This window comes from Fischerella major NIES-592, from assembly GCF_001904645.1.
In the GTDB taxonomy this organism is placed as follows: domain Bacteria; phylum Cyanobacteriota; class Cyanobacteriia; order Cyanobacteriales; family Nostocaceae; genus Fischerella; species Fischerella thermalis.
Genome location: NZ_MRCA01000006.1, coordinates 236,556 through 258,427 on the forward strand (window position 1 = coordinate 236,556; position 21,872 = coordinate 258,427).

Below are 21,872 nucleotides of genomic sequence, written 5' to 3' on the forward strand. Positions count from 1 at the left end.
ATTACCTATTACCAGCCCACGCGACAGTATAAGTATTTAAGCGAACATGCTATTAAGTTTGTAGGAAGCATTTTAGCGCTGACATTCAAGTGTGAAAACGCCTACTACAAACTTAAATTAAGCTAATAACTCATCATCACACTTCAGATGATGGTGTTTTAGTATCAAAATATTCTCGCCAACGTCTGATCCGACCATCTCGAAAATCTACTACAATCGCATCGTCAGTTGTTTTGCGATGATTAGTTGCTTTTTCCGTTTCCTGGTAACGCCATTCAATGACTGCTTGTTCGCCAGAGATGATCATCCGTTCAATATCAATCCTGATATCTTGCGATTGTTGAGCAACAAGGGAAACCGCCTCACTGATTTCTGCTTGTCCCTGCCATCTATGACCAGGTACAATAAGTTCACCATCCGGTGTAAATAATTGTGCTAAAGCATCACCATCAAGAGTAACCCAAGCATCTTTTGCCTGCTGAATAATAGTTGGAATGTCTAGTTTGATTGATGATTCAGCTGATGCATTCATATTTACCCAAATGCTCAAAATAATAAATGTTATTCCTAGCCATTGAAGTATCATATCTAGCCCGGCTAATTGCTGACGATATGATTAGTCTTGTTGGTGATTGGTAATAGGTAATTAAGGTCGGCTTGCCATAAGATACTTGAGTTCATTCAAGCGTGATTCTACATTAAAACGTTCTGCCAGATGGTATCAGCATACTAGTAATCCTGTGGACACAACCCCTATCTAGAGTCAGAGAATAGGTCTAACGCAAGAATGATTTGCTACTTTGAGTTAGATCCGAAGCTAATTTGCTCTGACTGATACTCTGGTGGTTCGACGTGAATTACAATCCGTACTGGGCGAAAGCGTTCTTCTAACAGTCTTTCTACTTCTTCAGTGATGCGATGCGCTGTTTCCACATCTTCAGCATCAACTATTAAGTGCATTTCCATAAAGACTTGACGACCAACAACACCCCGAGAAGCTATATCATGGCAGTTTATAACTCCAGGGACTGAAAGGGCGATCGCATGAATCACTTCTGGTGCGATCGCAATTTGATCTACAAGCCAAGGTAAATTTTCTTTTAAAACTGTCCAGCCACTCCAAAATACCAACAAAGCTACAGGAAAAGCTAACGCCACATCTAACCACTGATAGCCCAACCATACACCAATCAAACCGCCAATCACGGAAATAGTTACCCAAACATCACTCATCGTATGTTTAGCATCAGCGATCAAAATTGGGCTACCGACTTTGACACCTACGTGGCGTTCGTAAAAGGTTACGAAAATATTCACACCTAATACAACCAGTAATAACCACAATTCTGCTGCTGATATTCTCACTGGTTCACCACCATTGAGAATGCGTTCTACAGCACCTTGGAGAATTTCAAAACAGGCTATACCCAAAAACGCTGCAATTCCCAAAGCACCCACTGCTTCAAATTTTAGATGTCCGTAAGGATGTTCCCGATCAGGCTGGGGCGAAGAAAATCGGCTAGCAATCAATCCTAAAATATTGTTAGCGCTATCGGTCACGCTATGCAAGGCATCAGCTAACAAACTCAAAGAACCTGTTAACTTGCCTACAACTGCTTTTAATAGCATCACGAAGATATTTAGCAATAAAGTGATGATTAAAACCTTTCTAACTGTGGCACGGTTATCTAAAGACATAGAGGATTTTTAACTATCATTTTCTATGACTTCTAAGTGTAGAACTAAATACATCAATCAAATGTGTCAATCTCTTACGCAGTAAGGATTTTATCTTTCTATAATGTCAAAATTTAACCGTACTTTATTGAAATATTTTTTAATTAATGATAGCCACAAACCTGATTATAATTGGGCTATACCATTACTCAAGCAACTATATTTATTAGCATTTATCTGAGGAAAATTTTTATTAATTTTTCCTGAAGTATAATCTTTTGTCATACCTTTACAGTCATGACTTCCAATCACAAACAACCAACAACATGTTTAGTATATTCTTGAGATTTTGGAAATTATTACCATTAACAAACAAATGGATCTTGATGTTACCTGTACCAGGAAAATGGTATCTGTACCAAAATATCTCAAAAATAGCTCATGTCTGGAAATCATCTGACACTCAACTTAGTAGAGGGTTCTGTCTCTTTTAGCTTTTCACCTCAAGCAGCACAGGAACTAAAAGCAGCGCTAGAACAATTAATGAATAGTCTGAAAGCTGTTGCTGCTAAAACTGTCCCGGGTGGCGGAAAAACTAACCCTCAGCCCCCAATGGAATATCGTTATACAGGAGAAGTCTTTTTAGAGATTTTTTGTAACCCCAACATTTGGCCTACACCTTTTGCTGCCAAAGTTCTACTTACTATCCGTGACATCAACATTCGCTTGACTACAGAAGCTGAACTCACCCGTGTTATAGAAGATGTGAATTTGTATTTAGAGGAAGTTGGGTAATTTGGTTATTGGTGGTTGGAGCAAAAAATAAACAACTACCACCAAAAAATTACCGGAGTAGTTGCCAAAACAAAACTACTCCGGCATATCAATAAACTTAATCAAGTTTCAGCCCCTGTGTGTTGACACCTCATGATATGGCATACAAGTTGCTGTAATATATTGCTGATACGAGAAACAGTAGAAACAGATAGCAGATAGGTAGTTACATCCAGATTGGGAAATATTGATGACAAGCAGAGAATATCTTGAAATTGGGCGTTGAATTTTTTTATAAAATCCACGTATCCAAGAAATATATTCCCAACCTAATATCAATGTTTTCTGTTAATTTTCTCTTGATTAGTCGTTTTCCCATTCTTCCCGACCAATAAGATCGCCGATGCGATCGCGTAACAGGAAGTCACATTTTTCTAATTCACATTCAATACACACCCACTCACGAGCTGGGATGTATTGGCAGAGAGTATATATTGGTTGCTGTCTGCTAACCACTCCCTTCTGCACAAGTCGTCGTGCTTCATCTTGAATCACGTCCAAAGAGTAGTAGCTGATAGAGGGCACCGTATTCACACTCATGATCTTTACTCACAAATTTACACGTAAGTAGTGTTCCCAAAAAGTTATTAGGAACAAACATAACAACGAGTAGGTCTTTAGCTGGAATTTTGTAATTTGGTATACGGAACTATTTTCATTTTGACGCTACCCATCCTCAAATTATGTAAAGAAATGTTAAGAATGTCAAATATTCATGATAAATTGTTTTGTAGCTCCTTAAATCAGAAAATTTAGGTGTTGTTGAGTGAATCTTTGCTTGATTTCAGCGCAGCAGTTACTAAACTTCATTATTCACAGACATAAGCCAGATATTTTTTAAACAAATGAATTACACAGATCTTTTGGTATGTAATTCACAGTTTTAGACACTGCATTGTTTTATGGAAAAACAATCAAAGAACATCTGGTGGAAGTATATGTATAAACTGCTGCAAACCATAAGGGCTACAATACACCACTCAACCTTGTAGAGGTTTGTTTGTTAATAATTTCTTAAATAAACTTTCAACTAGTAGCTGAAGTTTAATAATACAAACAAGCAAATTTCCTCTTGAGAAGAGTTGTAACAATCTTGAATCAACTTGAAATGATGTTGATCTGCTACTAGGCTAGCAGTTGTAGTAGTTTGAAATTCATATATTTGTGTTATGTATTCCATCTTTAGTTAGCAGTAAATATGCTGAAATCATATGTCTTAATTAACAACTTTATATTTATTCGTGTGAGAATATAAAGCTATGTAAATCATTCTGTCATTAATTGTTAACTTTAGTTGATGTTATAAATTCTTCTCATAGCCGAGAAAGATTGTTACGAAGTTTCTAATGCATATGAAAAGATGCACTTTGAGGGACACCCCCGAATAGATTTTGGGGAATTCACCTAGATTTTGGTAGCGGGGCTGTCGTCCTGATAATTGGTAATTGTCAGTTGGTAATTGGAAAACTCAGTCATCGTTCTTCCCAATTACCTCGAGTCAACTATGTAAATATAAAACCTTATTAAGCATATTGAAACAGACACGAACTGATCGTGTCTGTAAAATGCGTGGCTGATTTTTGAGAAGAAATTGTTGTTTAAGTTACAGATTTTGCAGATTAGACTTCTTCTTCCTCGTTTTCTCCATTTTCTGGCTGACGTTGAAGTTCGAGTTGGTTCAATAGCGACAACACCTTGCTACCACGTTCTATAGAACGATCTTCGATAAACACCACCTCTGGTGTACGACGCAGCCGCACTCGTGCGCCGAGTTCGCTACGGACATAACCTGTCGCCGATTTTAAGCCCGCCATTGTTTCTGCTTTGGCTTCTTCTGTGCCGTAAATTGACACATAGATTTTGGCGTGTTGCAAATCGCCAGAAACATCAACATCAGTCACACTTACCATTCCCGTACCCACACGGTCATCCTTTATGCCGTTAAGTAGCATTTGGCTAACTTCCCGTTTAATTAATTCAGCAACGCGGGAAACGCGGCGACTTGTGGCCATAAAAATCATGCCTCCTTACAGAGGTACTACGTTAACATTGTTATACTTTTTTAGGAACTGGGGATTAGAAATTCAGTCCAACCTTTTCCCAATACCCTCAGATATCCTCAGACTTTTTTCTGTCATTGCTCAGTTAGCTCTATTATTTGGGGAATATATCCTCATGTATAGTTTGCACTCAAATTGTACTCAAACCTAGCATGGCACGGAGGGTAAGAGTGACGAAGACAATTCCGCCTACCAAAAAGCCCAAGAGGGCAATTAACGTAATTGGGCGTTTCAACAAGGGTGCTAATGGTGCAAACGTGTTCAACAAAACGCCTAACAGGGTAGTAATGAAGTAGCGCTGATAGCGAAAGACGTTATCCCAAAATCCGTCAAACATTTGATTTTAAACTGCCTTGTTCTTGATTGTACGTTTGTTGTAATCTGCCCTATTAATATACATTTTGACACTCCCACACCAAAAATGTGATGGATTGCCGATTTTAGTTTTTAAAAAAACTTACATAAAAGTGGATTTTAGCACATTTGAGAATAAAAATAGCAATTTTATTATTTTAATACAAAAATATGAGATATTTTATCGATATAATAACATTTTCATTAAATTTATTTGTCTTTTATAAGAGAAATTTTAGATGATAGTTATATATAAAAATAAAATCAAAAAAATCAAATTTCACTTTTCGCTACAACATTTGTAGAGATGCCAGATGTAGGGTTTCCCTAGAGTAGTTCCCCCAGAAATGGGGGAAAAATAGGGAAAAATCAGGAAATTATTTAGAATAAGCATCTATAACCAGGAAATCGAGAAGAACTAGTCAACATGAACTAATAAAATATAAAAGTAACTAAAGTTTTCAACCAGTCTGAACTTCTGTATTTCCATTACGCATAGCCCATGCTTGTTCTAATAATTGAGTCCAGCGCTTTTGTAGTTGTTTGGGAGTACATTTTAGGGCTTTTGCGATCGCTTGATCTGTTTGCTTAGCGGCTTTGAGTTGTAATATCTGCCGTTGTTGCTCAGAAAGTTGATTCAAAAAGCGTTCCCACTGTTGAGAAGAAAGTCCTAGCTTTTGTTCTAAACCCACACCTAGCCATTGATGGACTAATTGCCAGTGATGGGTACGAGCGAACTTTTCCACATGGTATTTAAAACGTTGTTGGAGATAATCTCGCTGGCGACTAGTTAAACCAAGAATTTGGTCAATTTCTGGTGCTGATAAGTCTTGGAGTTTCAGTGCTAGGTAATCTATACAATCTTGTTGACCTTGGGATTCAAAGTATTTAACCAATTCTGAGATCACGCGATCGCGTTCGCTATCTTCAGCTAAATCAAAACTTGGTTGCGAAACCATTTGCGATCGCAACTGTTGTACCGCCGAGTTACGCTGATAAGATTCTGCATCTTCAGTCTTAGCAGCTTCTATTGCCATTTCAAAGTCTACATTTGTTTCCTGGGGTAGCCGCCGGGCAAAACTTTGAGCGCGGAGTATAATCAATTGCTGATTTGCACCACCAGCCAGATTAATCCGGCGTTTAGCATACTGTTCTGTAAATGCCATGTATTCTGCTAGTTGCAGCAGAGTGTGGGGGCTGTAATCTTCTGGTAATTCATTTTCCCGCCGGAAGGCTTTGATTGCCTCAATATAAAATGCTTGCAGGAAATCTTCAATTAAGTTGTAACGAGCTTGAAATCCTAATTCACCTCCAGCAATACTGATGTGGCGATAAACCATAGCGCCTAAGCAGCTATGTAATTCCACCCGTCCCTGCTTGGAACCTAATTGGTAATAGTGCAAGCATTTTTGTAAGCGATGACGTGCTAGAGTCAGCAACCAAGACTTAACCTGTCCAGATTTTTGGATGCGATGGCTTTTATCACATATACGCTCCACTTCTTTGGCTATACGCATTGCTACAGCTTGCATACAACCAGGTGTGGCTTTAGAGTGTGCTTGTATTTCTTTATATAAAAACTGCGTTAAAGCATCGCTATAGCTGTTAGAAGATGGTGTAAAGGTTGGTAGATTCGCTGGATTAGCTTTCATGATCTTCTTTGGGAGTGGTACTGCACCGTAACTACATGACAACAGAAGCTGCGGTAATCTCATAAGCTTTTATTGCTTAATCGCCACCACAAACTCTGCTCACATTTAAGAATGTAAGAAATATCCGTAAGTTCCAGGTAAGAAAATGTGTCGGTTTTTCTAAAAGCAACTTAACAATGGCTGACACCAGGGTATTCTTGACCACCCCAAAATAGTCAAAACCCTTAATATACAAAGATTTATCCCGATCATGGTCATAAGAGAGCTTTGCTTTGTCTGTATGACAATCATTAAACTGGTGTTTTTTTCTTTACAGTTTCCGAAATTCAATCAATTGCCTGTGAAGTAAATTTCTTATACCCATGCTGTCGCTCTTTCCCAACCTAAACCCTGCCTGATCATCATTGGTTCCTCTCCAGTTAAATCCAAAATTGTAGACACTTCATAGTTTGGTTGTTCGCCAGTGTCTACAATAAGATCGACCAATCCTTCCAAACGGTCAAATAATTCTACTCGCGATAAAATTTGTTCTTCTTCTACTCCCAAAATTCCATTATTTGTCTCATCTGGTGGCAAATGTGCTGAGGTCGAAATAATCGGATTTCCTAAGGCTGACAGCAGTTCCAAGCACACCTTATGATTCGGCACTCTTATCCCAGTAGTTTTCCGTTTCGGACTTTGCACCAAACGCGGAACTAATTTTGTAGCAGGTAGCAAAAACGTATATGGTCCCGGAATCAGGTGCTTCATAATTCGGTAAGCAGTGTCGCTGACATTTGCATAAGTCGCCACATTGGAAAGCGATGAACACAAAAACGTTAATGGTTTGTCATTTGCTAGCTGTTTAATTTTCCGTACTCGTTCCACCGCCGACTTCGCATTTAAATCACAACCGATCGCGTAAACTGTATCAGTAGGATAAAGCATCACTGCACCATCAGAAAGTGCCGTCTTTATCTCCTCTATTCGACGGGGCTGGGGATTATCAGGATGAACTGAGAAAATTTTTGCCATAGATTTGGGAATAGATAGTGGTTAGTGGATAGTGGATAGTGGTAAAAGGTGAACAACTAACTACTAACAACTAACTACTAACAACAAAGATATATGACTAAACTTGCTTATCTTCAGTGTCCATCGGGAATTTCCGGTGATATGTGTTTGGGAACATTGGTAAGTCTGGGTGTTCCCTTGGAATACTTAATAGACAAACTTAATCATTTAGGTATTGTACAGGAATATAAATTATGGGCTGAGCTTGTTCAGCGTAATGGTCAGCAAGCGACCAAAGTTCATGTCGATTTATTGTCCAAGCATCATGATCACTATCACCACCGCCACTTGGGTGAAATAGAACAAATGATTCTGCAAGCGAAATTACCCCTAAGGGCAGAAGCTTGGAGTTTGGCAGTATTTCGACAGTTAGCAGTTGCCGAAGGTGCAGTGCATGGTATCGCCCCCCAAAAAGTTCACTTTCATGAAGTAGGTGCAGTTGACGCCATTGTAGATATTGTTGGTACTTGCTTGGGATTGGATTGGTTGGGTATTGACAGTGACGAAACAGGATTACCCTTACTTTATTGTTCAGCATTTCCCACCGGCGGGGGGACAGTGCGCGCTGCCCATGGACAAATGGCAGTACCAGTACCAGCAGTGTTGAAGTTGTGGGAAATGCGTAGCTGTCCTGTTTACAGTAACGGAATTGAACGGGAACTTGTGACACCAACGGGTGCCGCGATCGCCACTACACTTGCCAAAGAGTTTGGTTCACCACCTCCCATGAATATTAAACAAGTCGGACTGGGAGCAGGTAATCTCAACTTACCAATTCCCAATATATTACGCCTATGGTTAGGGGAAGCAATAGATTTGTCGATTACTGACATCGGAATTAGCGATCGCTCATTTGCCACTAGTTCAACTGTAGAAACTATATCAGTCCTGGAAACCCAAATAGACGACTTAAGTCCGCAAGCGATCGGTTATTTATTTGAAGCATTATTTGCTGCGGGTGCAGTAGATGTCTTTACCCAGTCCATTGGCATGAAAAAGTCCCGTCCAGGAATTTTGCTTACAGTCATTTGTCCGCCAGAAAATCTAGTCAGTTGTAAAAAAGTTTTATTCCGTGAAACTACAACTTTAGGTATTCGTCACTTTCAGCAGCAACGCACGATTTTACAGCGAGAAATTCAAAAAGTAGAAACAGAATATGGTGTAGTGCGTGTCAAAGTAGCATGGATAGGAAACGTAAATAATAAAGTTATCAATAACGTCCAGCCAGAATACGAAGATTGTGCAGAATTAGCGAGAAAAAACAATATTCCTTGGCGAGAAATTCACCGAATCGCACTCCATCATTGGTATGTACAAAATCATAGACTGATTACAGAAGTCACAAATAAGGAGCAGAAAAGTCAAATCAATAATTAGCTTTAGCTATCTTACATTTGTCTTGAGCGATCAACTTAACAGCAAACCCATGATCCATCCGTGTGCATCTGTGTGCATCTGTGTTCGCTATATCTATAAAAAACTTAGCCTGCGTCAGCAGGCTAACAGGTAAAAAGTACGAGACTTACATTAATTAATCAGCGTCTCTAAAAGCCTTGTTCGCTGCATCGATGGGATTACTAGCGCCAGCTGTGCTTTGAGCAGTATCTTTTGCGTAATCGCCAGCATCCTGAACATTACCTTGGATATTTTTTAGTCCTTGCTTAGTTCCCTTAGTAAAATCTTCAGCAGTACCTTGAGCTTTATTACCTACATCTTCAGCTTTTTGCTGAACATTTTTACCAATTCCTCCAATATCTGAACCTACACGGCGGATAGCTTCTGCTGGATTATTGGTTGATTTTTCAGCTTTTTCTTGGGCAGCGTTTTCTTTTAGGAATTGAGCTCTAGCTTTTACATCACTTGTTGCTCTGGGATCTCTATCACTAAAATTATTCATCCCACCTTCAGCGGGGTTCAGAATGTTATCACCTTTAGGAACGTAGGTTTCAGAATTAGGCCCCACAGATGGCTGTGAAAGAGACTTAGGCGCTGTAGCTGATGCAGCATTACAAGCTTGTGTAAAAAATAGCAAAACGCTTGCTAAAAAAGCTGTGACAACCTGAGACAAACGAATTCGTTTGAAAAAAGAAATTACTTGACTCATGGTGAAACTCCTTTTTTGTAGTTTTGAATTTTAAATTACCAATAATCTGATTACTTACCCTGGAGAAATGAATCCTATCCGCCAGCTTGTACAGGTGGATTATATGGCTGGGCGCCTTGAGCATACTTACTACTACAAGCAGTATTTACTATTAACAATAATCCTGCCAAAAATACAGTTAAAACTTGGCGCAGACGTAGTTTTTTTTACAAATTTAATTAATTTGTTCACCAATTCCTCCTTTCAACACAAAACAATTAATCTACTCTGAGAAAATGTTAAGCTCAGTTAGTTTTATTGTTGGAGTTGATTTTTGTTGAGTACAACAATCGATTTCTAAGAATACGTATTTAAAAGGAGGCTTTTCCTCTAGCGTAAGTCACATTATTGTTACTAACTCTGGATTTTTTTATCTAACTTAAGAGGTATATAAGTATAAGAAATCAAAAAGAAGGAATAAATAAGAAGGCAAAGAGGTACGATATTAAGTTTAATTATTTCTATCAAGTTAAAGGATTGTTACCCAAATACTCTGTCTCTACTGTATTATTTGAGTTGTTTAACCAAAGGCTAGCCGAATAGTTAAATCTCCGCAATGATCAAAAAAATTTTACGCTGGTTAATTTTGGGTGGAACGCTATTTTTTTTGGCAAAAGCCCTAAAGGATAATTGGCAAGGAATTGCTGCTATTCGCATTGATGCAGCAGGATGGGCAATGATAGCGATCGCAACTGGTGTAACTTTACTAGGACACACTTGGGCTGGCTGGATTTGGACTTGGATTCTCCGAAATTTAAATCAACCTGTACCATCTGTGCAATTTATCCAGATTTACCTGCAAACCAACATTGGTAAGTATTTGCCTGGTAATGTTTGGCATTACTATGGGCGGATTATGGCAGCAAAAAATGCGAATGTTTCTACTAGTGCAGCCACTCTTAGCGTATTACTAGAACCTTTATTAATGGCAGCAGCAGCTTTAATTGTTGCCTTATTAGGCAGTATATTTGTTAAAACAAATACTAATTTAACTGTGCATATAGGGCAAATCCTGGGTTTGTTTGTAGTGCTTTGTGTCTTTCATCCCCAGTTTTTAAATCTATTAATTCGCTTGCTACACCGCTTAAAAACCAAAAATTCTAATCGCACAACAATCTCAGATGTTAGTTTCACTATGGAACGCTACCCGCTCCAACCTTTATTAGGAGAATTAGGATTTTTGGTACTGCGCGGTATAGGGTTTATTTTGATTTTTTATGCACTGAGTGCTGTGAATTCAAGTCAAATTCCATTATTATTTACTGCTTTTAGTTTTGCTTGGTTACTTGGGCTTGTTGTTCCCGGTGCGCCTGGTGGATTAGGTGTGTTTGAAGCAACTGCGATCGCACTTTTACAAAACTATTTTGCTGCCGCAGTAGTCATTAGTGCAACAGGTGTATATCGCCTAGTCAGTATCCTCGCTGAAACTCTCGGTGCAGGTTTAGCTTGGCTTGACGAACGCCTGTTTAGATAAATTGGGGATCGAGGAGCGGGAAGACAAGGAAGAAACCAGAAAACAACCACCAACCAACAACCAACAACGAACAATCAACGTTTCAATTGAGAAAACACACGATAAGCATTCGGATCAAATTCGACTTCGTGGGCTTTCTCCGTTTCTTCTACCTTAATTAAGTTATATTCAACATTCTCAGCATAAATTGCAAATGTGATATTGAAAATTTCAATAAAGTTAATGAACCATTGGCATTCTGCTTCTGAATATCTATCATAATAACGAATCAAATGAGCAATGCGAGATTCCAAATGACTACGGGAATGTTTGCAAATTAAAATTATTTTCAATAAGACAATTACTAACGTCAGAGGGTGTCCCTGAGAAAGCAATAAAATAAATAAAGGTGAAGGTTTAACGCTATTCTCTGTTGTTAAAAAATCAATCATCCGATTACAAGTTCTTAACAACAAATATTTGTTGATAATTACATCATTATATTCTGGTTTCCAAGTCAAAAGCTTTTCTGATAGCTGTTGCTGCAAAGTGTCTACAAACTTTGGTTGCTGTACAGAAAAAATTAGATACTTTACTAGACTTTCTTTAAAATCTTTAAAAGTTTCATTTTGAGTTTGCTTGAGAAAAATATTAGCAATATTGTCATAACTAAACACACCTTTTCTAACAATGATTGCCTTGATTAAACGTAAAATATCATCTCCTAATACACTAGGATTTCTATAACGTGTCTGGCTAGAAGTATTTGACTGAGAACGAGCAACATACATTGCAAGTTCAAACTTAAATTTATCTTTTAGCTGCTTAGAAGCTTTTTTAGCCGCTTCTTTTTGTTCTTTTGGATTCTTTTTATCTACAACTTGGGCAGCCAAAAGATAGGAAGTATAGCGATTCACCCAATGACCGTTAGCTTTGTTTTCATTTTTATATGCAAACAACTTCAGTTCTTGAAAGTCTTGACTATCAATAAAATTATTTAACCAAGTTTGAAAAACCGTTCTTCTTGTATGTTCGTGGTAAATTGTAGCTGACTTGTAGCCAGCAATTAACTCAATTAAAGCTTGAGTATACTTATGTTTTCTACTACTTTCCCAATTATTAACTAAAATATAACAACAACGCTTCAGAGTATTGTGGAAATCCCGCTCATTATTAATAAATACTTCATAAATGCTTGAAATAATATCTAAACTTTTCAAACTTAGACAATCCAAAAATATACTTTTAAATTCAAATAACACATCCTCCGGAGTATATTTATTCACAATATCTACAAAAAAACTATAAAATTTTTCCTGCACAAACTGTAGATCTAGTTGCTCTACATCAGATTTCAAAATATGTGCATTAACATGAATATTTCGTAAAATATGAGTAGTCATTTATTGTTCTCAAAAATCAAAATATAGCTTATATCGCGTTCGTCTGAATGCTTACACCGTGGCATTGGCTGGTAATTAGTAATGGGGAAACCAATAACCAACAGCAAAACATAACATTGCGATCAACTAGCCGAACTTGATATTACTTATATTTTTAAGTGCTTCATCCTGATACACAAGAGTATCAATCTACTCTTTAATAATTTCAATTTTTCTTTATAGAAAATTGATAAAATTACTTAGTAACGAATCCCCTGTAAAAAAACTCAGCGCCCCTCCGCGTCTACTCAGGGTTCCTCTGCGTTTAAAAACACCACCATTAGCCATGCTTACAGCTAATCGTTATCTACACACCATCACAACTTTAACTTTATTTATGGGGGTGGAGGGACTTGAACCCTCACGACCTTTTACGGTCAACGGATTTTCATTCTCCCGTAGCTTTCGCCACTGCCCGTAACACTAAGTTACTTTAAGCTTTGAGAATTGGACTCTCCCTTTACCCTCGACTTAACGTTAGGGTAGCTCCCGTCGGGTCTCTGCACCTTCCCTGGATTTTAGATTTTGGATTTTAGATATCTAAAATCTAAAGTCTAAAACTGTTGGGCTTGGCTCAGGATTGCCATGTCTGTTGCCAGATTTAGGTTCCCCTGAATTTGAGAGCATTCACTTAAAGAGTTTCTTCTTTAAGGCTCAATTACTTAAGTCCGTAGCGTCTACCATTCCGCCACACCCCCAGGTAACTTTGGGATTTGCTTTTGTTGATTATAGAGTATTCAATTGTTCCTCGATCTATTTGAGCATCAAATTTGTGATTTGCCAACTAGTAACCATAAAAAATTTCTTGGAAAAGTGAAACTGCTCCAAGAAGAAGGGGTCTAAGGGGGTACTATGATGGAAAGCAGATGCACCCTTTGGTCATTTCTGCTGAAAGAGGAAACCTATGATTGAAGAAGGAATTATAGTACCGCTGCTATATATAGTTTTGGCGGGAGCTTATTTGTTAGTCATACCAGTAGCTGTGTTGTTTTACCTGAATCAGCGTTGGTATGTAGCTAGTTCCCTGGAACGCGCATTTATGTATTTTCTAGTGTTCTTCTTCTTTCCGGGTTTGTTGGTTCTGTCGCCGTTCGTAAATTTACGACCAAAACGGCAGCAAATTGAAGCGTAAATAAAGTTGGCAGGTCATAATACTCATGCGACGTCTGGACGCTCTCGGAATTGGTTTTGGCGTTTTTCTTACAGGTGGCTTGGCATATCTAGTGTTGCGACTGGCTGGTCTAGATAATTTAGAAGCAGGTATCTGGAGCCAAGTCTTGCTGGTCGGTGGGTTAATTGGCTGGTTACTGACCTATCTTTTTCGGGTAGTTAGCCACAAAATGACCTACCATCAACAGCGAAAGCAGTACGAAGAGGCTTATTTCCAAAAGCGGTTAGAAGAACTTTCTCCCGAAGAACTAGCAAAAATTCAAGCCGAGATCGAACAAGAAAAGGGTTCGCAGGTGTAGAATTGTCACTTGGCTATTGTGTGTTGGTGGTTGATAGTTGTTTGTTGCTTCCCACAACAAACAACCAACAACAAACAACAAACAACAATTACTAAATGACCAATGACCACAATTTCCCTCTGCTTTGAAAACCTCAAACGCAACCGTGAGTGTGCTTTAATCCCATTTATCACTGCTGGCGATCCAGATATCGAAACAACTGCCGCAGCTTTGCGAACTCTGGATCGCAGTGGTGCTGACATAATTGAGTTGGGTGTTCCCTACTCCGACCCTTTGGCGGATGGGCCAGTGATTCAAGCTGCTGCTACCCGTGCTTTAGAAAGGGGAACAACCCTAGAGCAAGTGCTAGAAATGCTCAAAGTAACTACTCCCAGTTTACGATCGCCTATAGTTCTCTTCACCTACTACAACCCTATTCTCAATCGCGGCATAGAAAAGTTTCTCCAAGAAATAGCTGCTGCTGGTGTCGCTGGTTTAGTTGTGCCAGATTTACCCCTAGAAGAAGCTGCAAATTTACTCGAACCAGCAGCAAAAATCGGCATAGATGTAATTTTATTGGTCGCTCCCACCAGTTCTGCTGAGCGCATAGAAGCAATCGCCCGCGCTTCCCAAGGATTCATATATTTAGTCAGTGTCACAGGTGTAACGGGGATGCGCGAGCATATGGAATCCCGAGTGTCAGAATTACTCAAGCAAGTTCGTAGTGTGACTGACAAACCCATTGGTGTGGGTTTTGGTATTTCCCAACCAGAACAAGCCCGACAAGTCAAGGACTGGGGTGCAGATGCGGCTATTGTTGGTAGTGCGTTTGTGAAGCGACTCGCTGAAGGTACACCCCAAGAGGGATTAGAGAAAATAGCCTCCTTTTGTCAAAGCCTCAAGCAAGCGATCGCTAGTTCATAAATCAACCCCAAGACAAAATAGAATTATTACTGAGAAGTGAGTTAAAAAAATGTAATAAGTATATGGGCATACTTAAACCTTGAGCATAAACCATGAAAACTCTGTCTGAGAGCAAATTTTCCTTTCTTTCTTCTTAATTCTGCTTTTTCTCCTGTCCTCTACTTACCAAGTTTTTCACCTAAGCTTGGTAGACAATTTAACAAATATAGTTTTGAATATATAAAGCAGATATGCAGCATGAAAAATTAGTATCGGGTGTAAAATCAAGTTCATTGATGTAAGTTTATGAGTGTGAGAGTGTCTAAATTACAAAAAACTGCTGTTAACTTGCTGTGTAGGGGTAAAAGCGATGAGTGAAAGTATGGCGTTTATTGGCGGAGTTGCTGTTGCTGGGCTAGCAGCGATCCTTTTACTTAAAGGTACAGGAACATCTCTGCAGCAGCCAAATATTGCTATTCCTCAAATCCCAAATTTAGTGCCGCAACCACAAACAACATACTATTCCTCTCCTAATTATGCACCACTCCCCCAAAACCCACCCGTAAGCCCTAATACTGATGAGCGTGTTGCCATCGAACGAGCAAAGATGGAAAATGACATACTCAAGCGGGAAAACGAACAACTTAAAATCCAAATTCAGCAAATTCAGGCTCAAGCTCAACAAGCTCAACAAGCTGCTTTTTCTTTCCAACAGCAATTACAAAGCCAAAATGCAGCACAGTTGCAGCAGCAACAATCTCAAAATCGCTGGTGGTCTTCACCCATAGTTTGGGCTGTGGGAGGTATGTCTCTGACTATTGGTGGTGGTATTGTCGTAGCTGGAGTATTGTCTTTATTCTCTCCGAAACAACGTCCTCGTACCGTTCAGGTGATTCATCCCTACAACGGGCCCACACCGCCCCTAGCTCCTGTACGCCGGGCTGAGTTCCTACCGCCCCGTACCGAAGCAAGACGAGTTGATATGCCGGAATACGACGATACCTATTAAATGAATTGTCTAGAAGGACAAAAAATATCCGCTTGCAAAAAAGCTTCCTACAAGACACTTGATTAGGCACAGGTGTTCTTGTTGTGCTAATAGTATCTTTGATGGCATAATCATAACTCTTAGTTAAGTTCATGATAGATAGGCTTTGAAATCTATAGGGCAAGCCTGTGAACATGAATTATGCTTCATCATAAAATAACTGCTATAGATATTTTTTATTGCAAGTATTTAGCAAGAATATTTAACCGATTATTAATTATTTTTGCTCGTCAAGAAGCATGATTTTTCGCAAAAAGTATTTCTCTGATTAGAGAAATACACAAAAGCGTTTGTATATATGAGTGGACAGTTTTGTAATTGTCTGCCCTAATCAATTAGGGCTAATTCAGTACCTTAATACTTTATTATTATATTTTTTTTACTTTACTTAAAATAAAAAGCAGGTAATATATATTTTCTTCCTCAATATAATAATTGTAAACTAATACACTACTAATTTGATTACTTTTATATTTAAAAAGCTATAGTACCAATTTTGTATTTTTGCATAAATGAACATATATCAAGTTTTTAGCAGATATTTATAGTCTGTATTTCATACCAAGCTCATAGAAAACATCAGTATTTTATTTGACTGTTATTATATTTATTCAGGGAATATTCGGATACGTATAAGACTCCTTTTGTAAAGATAAGAAAAAATACTGAATAAATTTTTATAATCCTGATTGCTTATAGTTAATTTATGGGTAATATTACTGAAGCGTTATCTCAAAAACGAGATTCGACTTGGTACATGGGGCTGTGGTTTCTTAGATTCTGCATCAGAAACGTATTAACTTCAGAACCGAGTTAGTGATTTATTATTTTGCGTGAACATCAATTAGGTTGATAGCGGAATTCCTCAATCATCTAATTCATGTTCTCCCTACTTACAAATTATTCAAAGCAATGTTTTCCCTAGTTGTGACTTTGCAAGAGTTCAGTGCTGTAAAGACGAATATGAAATAGCTCTGTGCTTCATTGCATAGAGCTAACGGTTGTCTTCCCTTCGTTGTTGAAATATATTTGCCGCAACGATGGTGGTGATTTTCTGTGTTCTTTAAGCAGAGTAAGGTTATCAGTGGTGCTGTCTCATGACAATACAAGTTTGCAGGCAGTGTCTGTCATGTCATGAAAACATCTTTTTTATCAAAAACCTTAAATCTTGGAAAAACTGCTGTTATTAATTAATGCCTTCCAATGACTTCTAAAATTTCATGGTTGAGGCATTGGAGCCTCCTTTGTCCATTTTACATTTTCAGCATTTTTACTTACGGTATCTTACCAGCTATTTCTCAAACAAGCGTGATCACAAATACTGCCCGTGGGAGTGCGGATAATCTTCCTAATAGCGGCAGAGTTGTGAACTCCAATGAAGTGACTTTCAGTGCTAGTCAAGCAGCATTGGAAATCATCAAAACAGCAGATAGAGCAGCCGCAGAACCAGGTGACACAGTAATATACACTGTCACTATTCGTAATACTGGTAACTCCCCAACTAACCAGATAGCAATTACAGACAGGCTACCCTTGGGAGTGCGCTTTATTTCCAAGTCACTCAAAGGTTCCATAGGAGATAGATCTGTATCTTTGAGTGCAACCACTGGTTCTAGTCGCACAGTAACCATCTCCTCCAATGAAGGACTGCAACCCAATCAAAGTTTGATAGTTAACTATGCTGTTGAGGTGACGCCAGATGCAATTCGTGGTGATGGCAGAAACACAGCCCAAGCCAGAGCAGGTAATCTTACCAGTAATCAAGCCAGCTATGTCTTACGAATTCGACCAGGTATTCTGTCTGACTGTGGCACTTTAATTGGACGTGTATTTGTCGATAAAAATTTTGATGGTGAACAACAGCCGAACGAACCAGGTGTACCGAATGCGGTGATTTACATGGATGATGGTAACCGCATCGTTACCGACGCCAATGGTTTATTCTCCTTAGCCAATGTCGTTGCTGGTTATCGGACAGCAACCCTAGACTTGACCAGCCTACCAGGTTATGCGCTGGCACCCAATAAATACTTTATCGAAAGTAACAGCCAGTCTCGCTTGGTCAAATTAGCACCCAGTGGCTCAGCACGAGTCAATTTTGGGGTTACGCCTGCGTTCTCAGGGGGGAAACGATGAAAAAAATAAAAAAGCTTTACCAAAATCAAAATTTTTTCTTTTACCTTTTTGGTCTTTCCTTAATATTTGTTTCTCCCAACGCAGTTTTTGCCAGTCTGTTAGATGGAAGACAGGGAGACAAACAGACAAACCAGACAAGGGAGACAGGAGGAGCCTCTGAGGCGGGGAAAGAAATCTCCGCACCTTTATTAGAAGTGTCTTTTATTGACCGCGTCACCACGTTTTCCCCTTTGTTGATCTCCCAGAATTCCCCATCTTCTGGTGATCCTAACTGGGTATTTCAACAAGATCCGACAACTGAATTTCAACAGAATCCCAACTCGCCACTCCAACAACAACCCACTTCTACGGATAATTCATCAATCAATACTCCCACTCCAGCAACTCCAGGACAATCAAAAGTCACCCTGGAAATTACACCTGTAGGCGATCCACGTGTACAAGCGGATGGACGTTCCACAATAAAACTACAAGGAAGAATTATTGATGAAAAAGGTGAAGTCATTCGTAAAGATGCGATCGCGACCTTAACCACCAGCGCCGGGAAATTCATTGGCGCAGACCAAGACAAAGACCAAGGCGGCTTTCAGGTGCGTGTCATTGATGGGGAATTCACCGCCACCTTACAATCAGACATCAAACCCCAACAAGTCCGCATCCGGGCTGCGATCGACAAGATTCAAAAACAATCACTCAATGTTCCAACAGAACTGGATGACATCAAAAATCCCACCTTCCCCCAACAAACAGATAATTCCTGGATAGACAAAATCACAACAGCACCACTAGAAGCCTACACTCAAGTTGAATTCTCCACCCATCTGCGCCCTTCCTTGGTGACAGGGGTACTGAACTTGCGGATTGGCCCAGGAGGGACGAATTACTGGGGAAATCTACAAGAGTTTCTTGATCCTGACGAGATAGACAAAGGCACGACGGTAGATTTTTATGGTGCAGCCTTTGCCACAGGAAAAATCGGAGATTGGTTATTTACAGGAGCATTCAATAGCGATCGCGCCATCAATCAAGACTGTGAAGGCAACAATCGCCTATTTGGTGGTATGCAGTTCTGTGAACAACCCTATCCCGTTTATGGTGATAGTTCCACCGCTACCCCCACCACCCCTTCCATTGACAGTTTCTATGCTCGTTTAGAACGTACTCCCTCGATTGTGGGAGCAGAACCAGATTACTTCATGTGGGGCGACTACACTACCAACGAATTTGCTCGCGCCTCCCAACTGTATACAGCTACCTCCCGCCAACTCCACGGTTTCAAAGCCAACTACAACCTGGGCAACCTGCAAATCACAGGCTTGTATGCCAACAATATTCAAGGCTTCCAACGGGATACCATCGTTCCTGACGGCACGAGTGGCTACTACTTCCTTTCCAAACGCCTGTTAGTTCCTGGCAGTGAAATCGTTTATGTCGAAGCCGAAGAAATTAACCGTCCTGGCACAGTAGTAGAACGCAAACAAATGCTGCGTGGTGCAGACTACGAAATTGACTATGACCGTGGTACACTGCGGTTTAATCGTCCGGTCTTTGCCACAGAACTCAACCCCTTTGGTTCAACTTTAGTTAGGCGCATAGTAGTTACTTACCAAAATGAAGGCGGCGAAGACTCCAGCCTTGTGGGTGGAAGACTGCAATATAACTTCTCCAACGATTTCACAAACAAAACTTTCGGTGCTATTAGTTACCTCCGGGAAGACCAAGGCGACCAAGATTTTGAACTGTTCGGTGGAGACTTCTTAATTTCTTTAGGAAATACAGGGAAGATAGTCGGGGAATTTGCCCACTCCAACAACAACCTGATCACCGGTGAACAAGCAAGTGGTAATGCTTACCGCTTGGAAGCTTTTGGAAACATCACAGAAAATCTTTTCGCTCAAGCTTACTATCGCGCCGTCGAGCCAAATTTCTCCAACAACGCCACCTTCAGCTTTACACCCGGACAAACCCGCTACGGAGCGTCTTTATTAACCAGATTGAGTGACCTGACTAGCTTGAGAGTCGCTTACGACGTGGAAGAGAACTATGGCACTGCACCAACTTCCATTACCAGCTTCTTCGACCTATTCGACCCACAACCACAAAACCGTCCTGGGGAACGAGTCAGTAACGAACTGCGAACCTTCCGGGCGGGAATCCTGCAAAAGCTGGGTAATAGTGATCTCAGCCTGGAATACGTCAATCGTTCTCGCAATGACCGTATTGGTGATGACTTAGATGGTGATGCGAGTCAGATTGTATCTCGTTTGAAGTTTCCATTAACAGATACCTTGACCTTCCAAGCTCAAAATGAACTGAACTTGGGTGACTCTGATCCCTTGTATCCCAACCGGACTACTTTAGGTTTGGACTGGAAAGCAGCTGAAGGAGTGACATTCCGACTGGCACACCAATTTTATGATGACAGTGAATTACTGCCAGGGAACTCCCTCACCACCTTAGACACGATTGTCGATCAAAAATTATCAGATGATACTTCTCTGCTCGGTCGCTATTCCGTACTTTCTGGCTTTGGTGGCTTGCAGGGACAAGGCGCTCTGGGTGTAAATCACGGTTGGAAAGTAGCACCAGGATTCAAAGTCAATCTGGGTTATCAATACGTATTCAAGAACATATTCAATGCTACGGCAGCAGGAGATAGATACCCGCAATATTACGCAGTCGGGCAAACAGCTGCGAGTTTGGGACTGTTTTCTGGTTCCGTTTACAGCCTGGGGTTTGAATACACTGATAATCCTGATTTCAAAGCCCGCGCCCAATTTGAATATCGTGATGGAGATCAAAGCAATAACCTAGTCATTTCCGCCGCCGCCGCCGGAAAAATCTCTCCAGCTTTAACAGCCTTAGTCCGCTTCCAGCAAGCAGGCGAAGCTAACGTCTACCTTCCCACCCTCGTCAACAGCATCGACACCGGCGGCATCAGATTCCAAGAACTGGGAGATACAGCCAATCTTAAAATCGGTTTAGCATACCGCGATCCCACCAACGATAAATTCAACGGGTTGCTGAAATACGAGTGGCGGCAAAACTTTGCTTCGATTCCCGAAACCCAACTTACAGGTAGTACAGCTACAGGTCATGTCTTTTCCGCAGAGGGTATCTACGCCCCCAATTGGCGCTGGGAGTTCTACGGTAAATACGCTTTTCGCAATGGGGTCACCTACTACGACAATGACAGATATGACGGCAGTGTCAACCTGGCACAGTTGCGGGCAGCTTACCGACTTGGTTATCGCAGTGATTTAGCCGTTGAGGGACGATGGATTGGACAAAACTCCAATAGCGGCACTGACTATGATGAATTCGGTGTTGCTGTCGAAACCGGATATTACGTCACTCCTGATTTACGTTTGGGTCTAGGTTACAGCTTTGGCAGCGTGGATGACCGCGACTTTACCGGTTATCGTTCCGAAGGTGGTTTCTATATCAATATCAGCTTGAAGTTGAACGAACTTTTGGGTGGCTTTGGTTTACAAGAACCAGTACCCAAGCAACAACAAGAGTCGGAAATCTCAACAGCGCAAACAGAACCTGCTAAACAGACATCCCAGACTAAATTGATTCAGCGTTTGAAACAAAGGCACAAGGCAGAAGGATGAAATTTTGTCATTTTTAGGACTTACGCAAGAACTCTCCCAAACTCTTATTTCT

Annotated in this window: 18 protein-coding genes and 1 pseudogene; 9 read left to right on the top strand and 10 right to left on the bottom strand. The window is 40.1% G+C overall.

Annotated elements, in window-relative coordinates; all coding sequences use genetic code 11:
- Nucleotides 1-136 precede the first annotated feature (136 nt).
- The gene (locus NIES592_RS13580) at nt 137-532 is read right to left on the bottom strand and encodes a nuclear transport factor 2 family protein (RefSeq protein ID WP_062247257.1); all 396 of its coding nucleotides are present in this window, start codon (nt 530-532) and stop codon (nt 137-139) included.
- A gap of 263 nt (nt 533-795) precedes the next feature.
- A complete protein-coding gene (locus tag NIES592_RS13585; RefSeq protein ID WP_073556011.1) occupies nt 796-1,698 on the bottom strand; it encodes a cation diffusion facilitator family transporter in 903 nt (300 codons plus the stop codon).
- A 420-nt stretch (nt 1,699-2,118) separates the two neighbouring features.
- Here NIES592_RS13585 and NIES592_RS13590 point away from each other — a divergent pair, with 420 nt between their 5' ends.
- Entirely contained in the window at nt 2,119-2,472 is a 354-nt protein-coding gene (locus tag NIES592_RS13590; protein WP_062247259.1) for a hypothetical protein, read from the top strand.
- A gap of 342 nt (nt 2,473-2,814) precedes the next feature.
- Here NIES592_RS13590 and NIES592_RS13595 read toward each other — a convergent pair whose 3' ends face one another.
- The 5 genes from NIES592_RS13595 to NIES592_RS13615 all read right to left on the bottom strand — a co-directional run bounded on the left by NIES592_RS13595 (nt 2,815) and on the right by NIES592_RS13615 (nt 7,591).
- Nucleotides 2,815-3,051, bottom strand: coding sequence for a DUF4327 family protein (locus tag NIES592_RS13595; protein WP_009454716.1), 237 nt, complete (start codon nt 3,049-3,051; stop codon nt 2,815-2,817).
- A gap of 1,079 nt (nt 3,052-4,130) precedes the next feature.
- Nucleotides 4,131-4,523 (bottom strand): 30S ribosome-binding factor RbfA, encoded by a 393-nt coding sequence (gene rbfA / locus NIES592_RS13600; protein ID WP_062250616.1) that lies wholly within the window; start codon nt 4,521-4,523, stop codon nt 4,131-4,133.
- Nucleotides 4,524-4,701: 178 nt separating this feature from the next.
- Nucleotides 4,702-4,908 (bottom strand): DUF751 family protein, encoded by a 207-nt coding sequence (locus NIES592_RS13605; protein ID WP_009454713.1) that lies wholly within the window; start codon nt 4,906-4,908, stop codon nt 4,702-4,704.
- A 478-nt stretch (nt 4,909-5,386) separates the two neighbouring features.
- Nucleotides 5,387-6,577 (bottom strand): HetZ-related protein, encoded by a 1,191-nt coding sequence (locus NIES592_RS13610; protein WP_073556012.1) that lies wholly within the window; start codon nt 6,575-6,577, stop codon nt 5,387-5,389.
- Nucleotides 6,578-6,931: 354 nt separating this feature from the next.
- Nucleotides 6,932-7,591 carry an L-threonylcarbamoyladenylate synthase gene (locus NIES592_RS13615; protein WP_073556013.1) on the bottom strand — a complete coding sequence of 220 codons (660 nt, stop codon included), beginning with the start codon at nt 7,589-7,591 and terminating at the stop codon, nt 6,932-6,934.
- Nucleotides 7,592-7,684: 93 nt separating this feature from the next.
- Between NIES592_RS13615 and larC the strand changes: the two genes are divergently transcribed.
- Nucleotides 7,685-9,007 (top strand): nickel pincer cofactor biosynthesis protein LarC, encoded by a 1,323-nt coding sequence (gene larC / locus NIES592_RS13620; RefSeq protein ID WP_073556014.1) that lies wholly within the window; start codon nt 7,685-7,687, stop codon nt 9,005-9,007.
- A gap of 154 nt (nt 9,008-9,161) precedes the next feature.
- Here larC and NIES592_RS13625 read toward each other — a convergent pair whose 3' ends face one another.
- The gene (locus NIES592_RS13625) at nt 9,162-9,734 is read right to left on the bottom strand and encodes a DUF6658 family protein (protein ID WP_062247264.1); all 573 of its coding nucleotides are present in this window, start codon (nt 9,732-9,734) and stop codon (nt 9,162-9,164) included.
- Nucleotides 9,735-9,811: 77 nt separating this feature from the next.
- Nucleotides 9,812-9,928: pseudogene (locus NIES592_RS26285) on the bottom strand (DUF6658 family protein); the annotation flags it as partial.
- A 401-nt stretch (nt 9,929-10,329) separates the two neighbouring features.
- Here NIES592_RS26285 and NIES592_RS13630 point away from each other — a divergent pair.
- Nucleotides 10,330-11,247, top strand: coding sequence for a lysylphosphatidylglycerol synthase domain-containing protein (locus NIES592_RS13630; RefSeq protein ID WP_073556015.1), 918 nt, complete (start codon nt 10,330-10,332; stop codon nt 11,245-11,247).
- A 74-nt stretch (nt 11,248-11,321) separates the two neighbouring features.
- Here the strand turns inward: NIES592_RS13630 and NIES592_RS13635 are convergent, their stop codons facing one another.
- Complete coding sequence (locus tag NIES592_RS13635; RefSeq protein ID WP_073556016.1) at nt 11,322-12,629, bottom strand: hypothetical protein; 1,308 nt, start codon at nt 12,627-12,629, stop codon at nt 11,322-11,324.
- 958 nt (nt 12,630-13,587) lie between these two features.
- Between NIES592_RS13635 and ndhL the strand changes: the two genes are divergently transcribed.
- The 6 genes from ndhL to NIES592_RS13665 all read left to right on the top strand — a co-directional run bounded on the left by ndhL (nt 13,588) and on the right by NIES592_RS13665 (nt 21,820).
- Nucleotides 13,588-13,800 carry an NAD(P)H-quinone oxidoreductase subunit L gene (ndhL, locus tag NIES592_RS13640; protein ID WP_073556066.1) on the top strand — a complete coding sequence of 71 codons (213 nt, stop codon included), beginning with the start codon at nt 13,588-13,590 and terminating at the stop codon, nt 13,798-13,800.
- Nucleotides 13,801-13,825: 25 nt separating this feature from the next.
- Nucleotides 13,826-14,137, top strand: coding sequence for a DUF3007 family protein (locus tag NIES592_RS13645; protein WP_009454702.1), 312 nt, complete (start codon nt 13,826-13,828; stop codon nt 14,135-14,137).
- A 102-nt stretch (nt 14,138-14,239) separates the two neighbouring features.
- On the top strand, nt 14,240-15,040 hold the full coding sequence (trpA, locus tag NIES592_RS13650; protein ID WP_073556017.1) for a tryptophan synthase subunit alpha: 801 nt from the start codon (nt 14,240-14,242) through the stop codon (nt 15,038-15,040).
- A gap of 349 nt (nt 15,041-15,389) precedes the next feature.
- Nucleotides 15,390-16,028, top strand: a complete 639-nt coding sequence (locus NIES592_RS13655) for a heterocyst differentiation related protein (protein ID WP_073556018.1) — start codon at nt 15,390-15,392, stop codon at nt 16,026-16,028.
- 1,242 nt (nt 16,029-17,270) lie between these two features.
- A complete protein-coding gene (locus tag NIES592_RS13660; RefSeq protein ID WP_073556019.1) occupies nt 17,271-18,203 on the top strand; it encodes a DUF7507 domain-containing protein in 933 nt (310 codons plus the stop codon).
- Nucleotides 18,200-21,820, top strand: a complete 3,621-nt coding sequence (locus NIES592_RS13665; RefSeq protein ID WP_073556020.1) for a hypothetical protein — start codon at nt 18,200-18,202, stop codon at nt 21,818-21,820. Before NIES592_RS13660 ends, NIES592_RS13665 begins: the two co-directional genes overlap by 4 nt.
- The last annotated feature ends 52 nt before the right edge of the window (nt 21,821-21,872 follow it).

Excerpts from the sequence above, each read along its gene's own strand:
- NIES592_RS13645 (WP_009454702.1), top strand. The coding sequence starts at position 13,826 with ATGCGACGTCTGGACGCTCTCGGAATTGGTTTTGGCGTTTTTCTTACA.
- NIES592_RS13635 (WP_073556016.1), bottom strand. The coding sequence starts at position 12,629 with ATGACTACTCATATTTTACGAAATATTCATGTTAATGCACATATTTTG.
- NIES592_RS13605 (WP_009454713.1), bottom strand. The coding sequence starts at position 4,908 with ATGTTTGACGGATTTTGGGATAACGTCTTTCGCTATCAGCGCTACTTC.
- NIES592_RS13625 (WP_062247264.1), bottom strand. The coding sequence starts at position 9,734 with ATGAGTCAAGTAATTTCTTTTTTCAAACGAATTCGTTTGTCTCAGGTT.
- NIES592_RS13630 (WP_073556015.1), top strand. The coding sequence starts at position 10,330 with ATGATCAAAAAAATTTTACGCTGGTTAATTTTGGGTGGAACGCTATTT.
- NIES592_RS13585 (WP_073556011.1), bottom strand. The coding sequence starts at position 1,698 with ATGTCTTTAGATAACCGTGCCACAGTTAGAAAGGTTTTAATCATCACT.
- NIES592_RS13655 (WP_073556018.1), top strand. The coding sequence starts at position 15,390 with ATGAGTGAAAGTATGGCGTTTATTGGCGGAGTTGCTGTTGCTGGGCTA.
- trpA (WP_073556017.1), top strand. The coding sequence starts at position 14,240 with ATGACCACAATTTCCCTCTGCTTTGAAAACCTCAAACGCAACCGTGAG.
- NIES592_RS13615 (WP_073556013.1), bottom strand. The coding sequence starts at position 7,591 with ATGGCAAAAATTTTCTCAGTTCATCCTGATAATCCCCAGCCCCGTCGA.
- NIES592_RS13590 (WP_062247259.1), top strand. The coding sequence starts at position 2,119 with ATGTCTGGAAATCATCTGACACTCAACTTAGTAGAGGGTTCTGTCTCT.
- NIES592_RS13660 (WP_073556019.1), top strand. The coding sequence starts at position 17,271 with ATGACTTCTAAAATTTCATGGTTGAGGCATTGGAGCCTCCTTTGTCCA.
- NIES592_RS13610 (WP_073556012.1), bottom strand. The coding sequence starts at position 6,577 with ATGAAAGCTAATCCAGCGAATCTACCAACCTTTACACCATCTTCTAAC.
- rbfA (WP_062250616.1), bottom strand. The coding sequence starts at position 4,523 with ATGGCCACAAGTCGCCGCGTTTCCCGCGTTGCTGAATTAATTAAACGG.
- NIES592_RS13595 (WP_009454716.1), bottom strand. The coding sequence starts at position 3,051 with ATGAGTGTGAATACGGTGCCCTCTATCAGCTACTACTCTTTGGACGTG.
- NIES592_RS13665 (WP_073556020.1), top strand. The coding sequence starts at position 18,200 with ATGAAAAAAATAAAAAAGCTTTACCAAAATCAAAATTTTTTCTTTTAC.
- NIES592_RS13580 (WP_062247257.1), bottom strand. The coding sequence starts at position 532 with ATGAATGCATCAGCTGAATCATCAATCAAACTAGACATTCCAACTATT.
- larC (WP_073556014.1), top strand. The coding sequence starts at position 7,685 with ATGACTAAACTTGCTTATCTTCAGTGTCCATCGGGAATTTCCGGTGAT.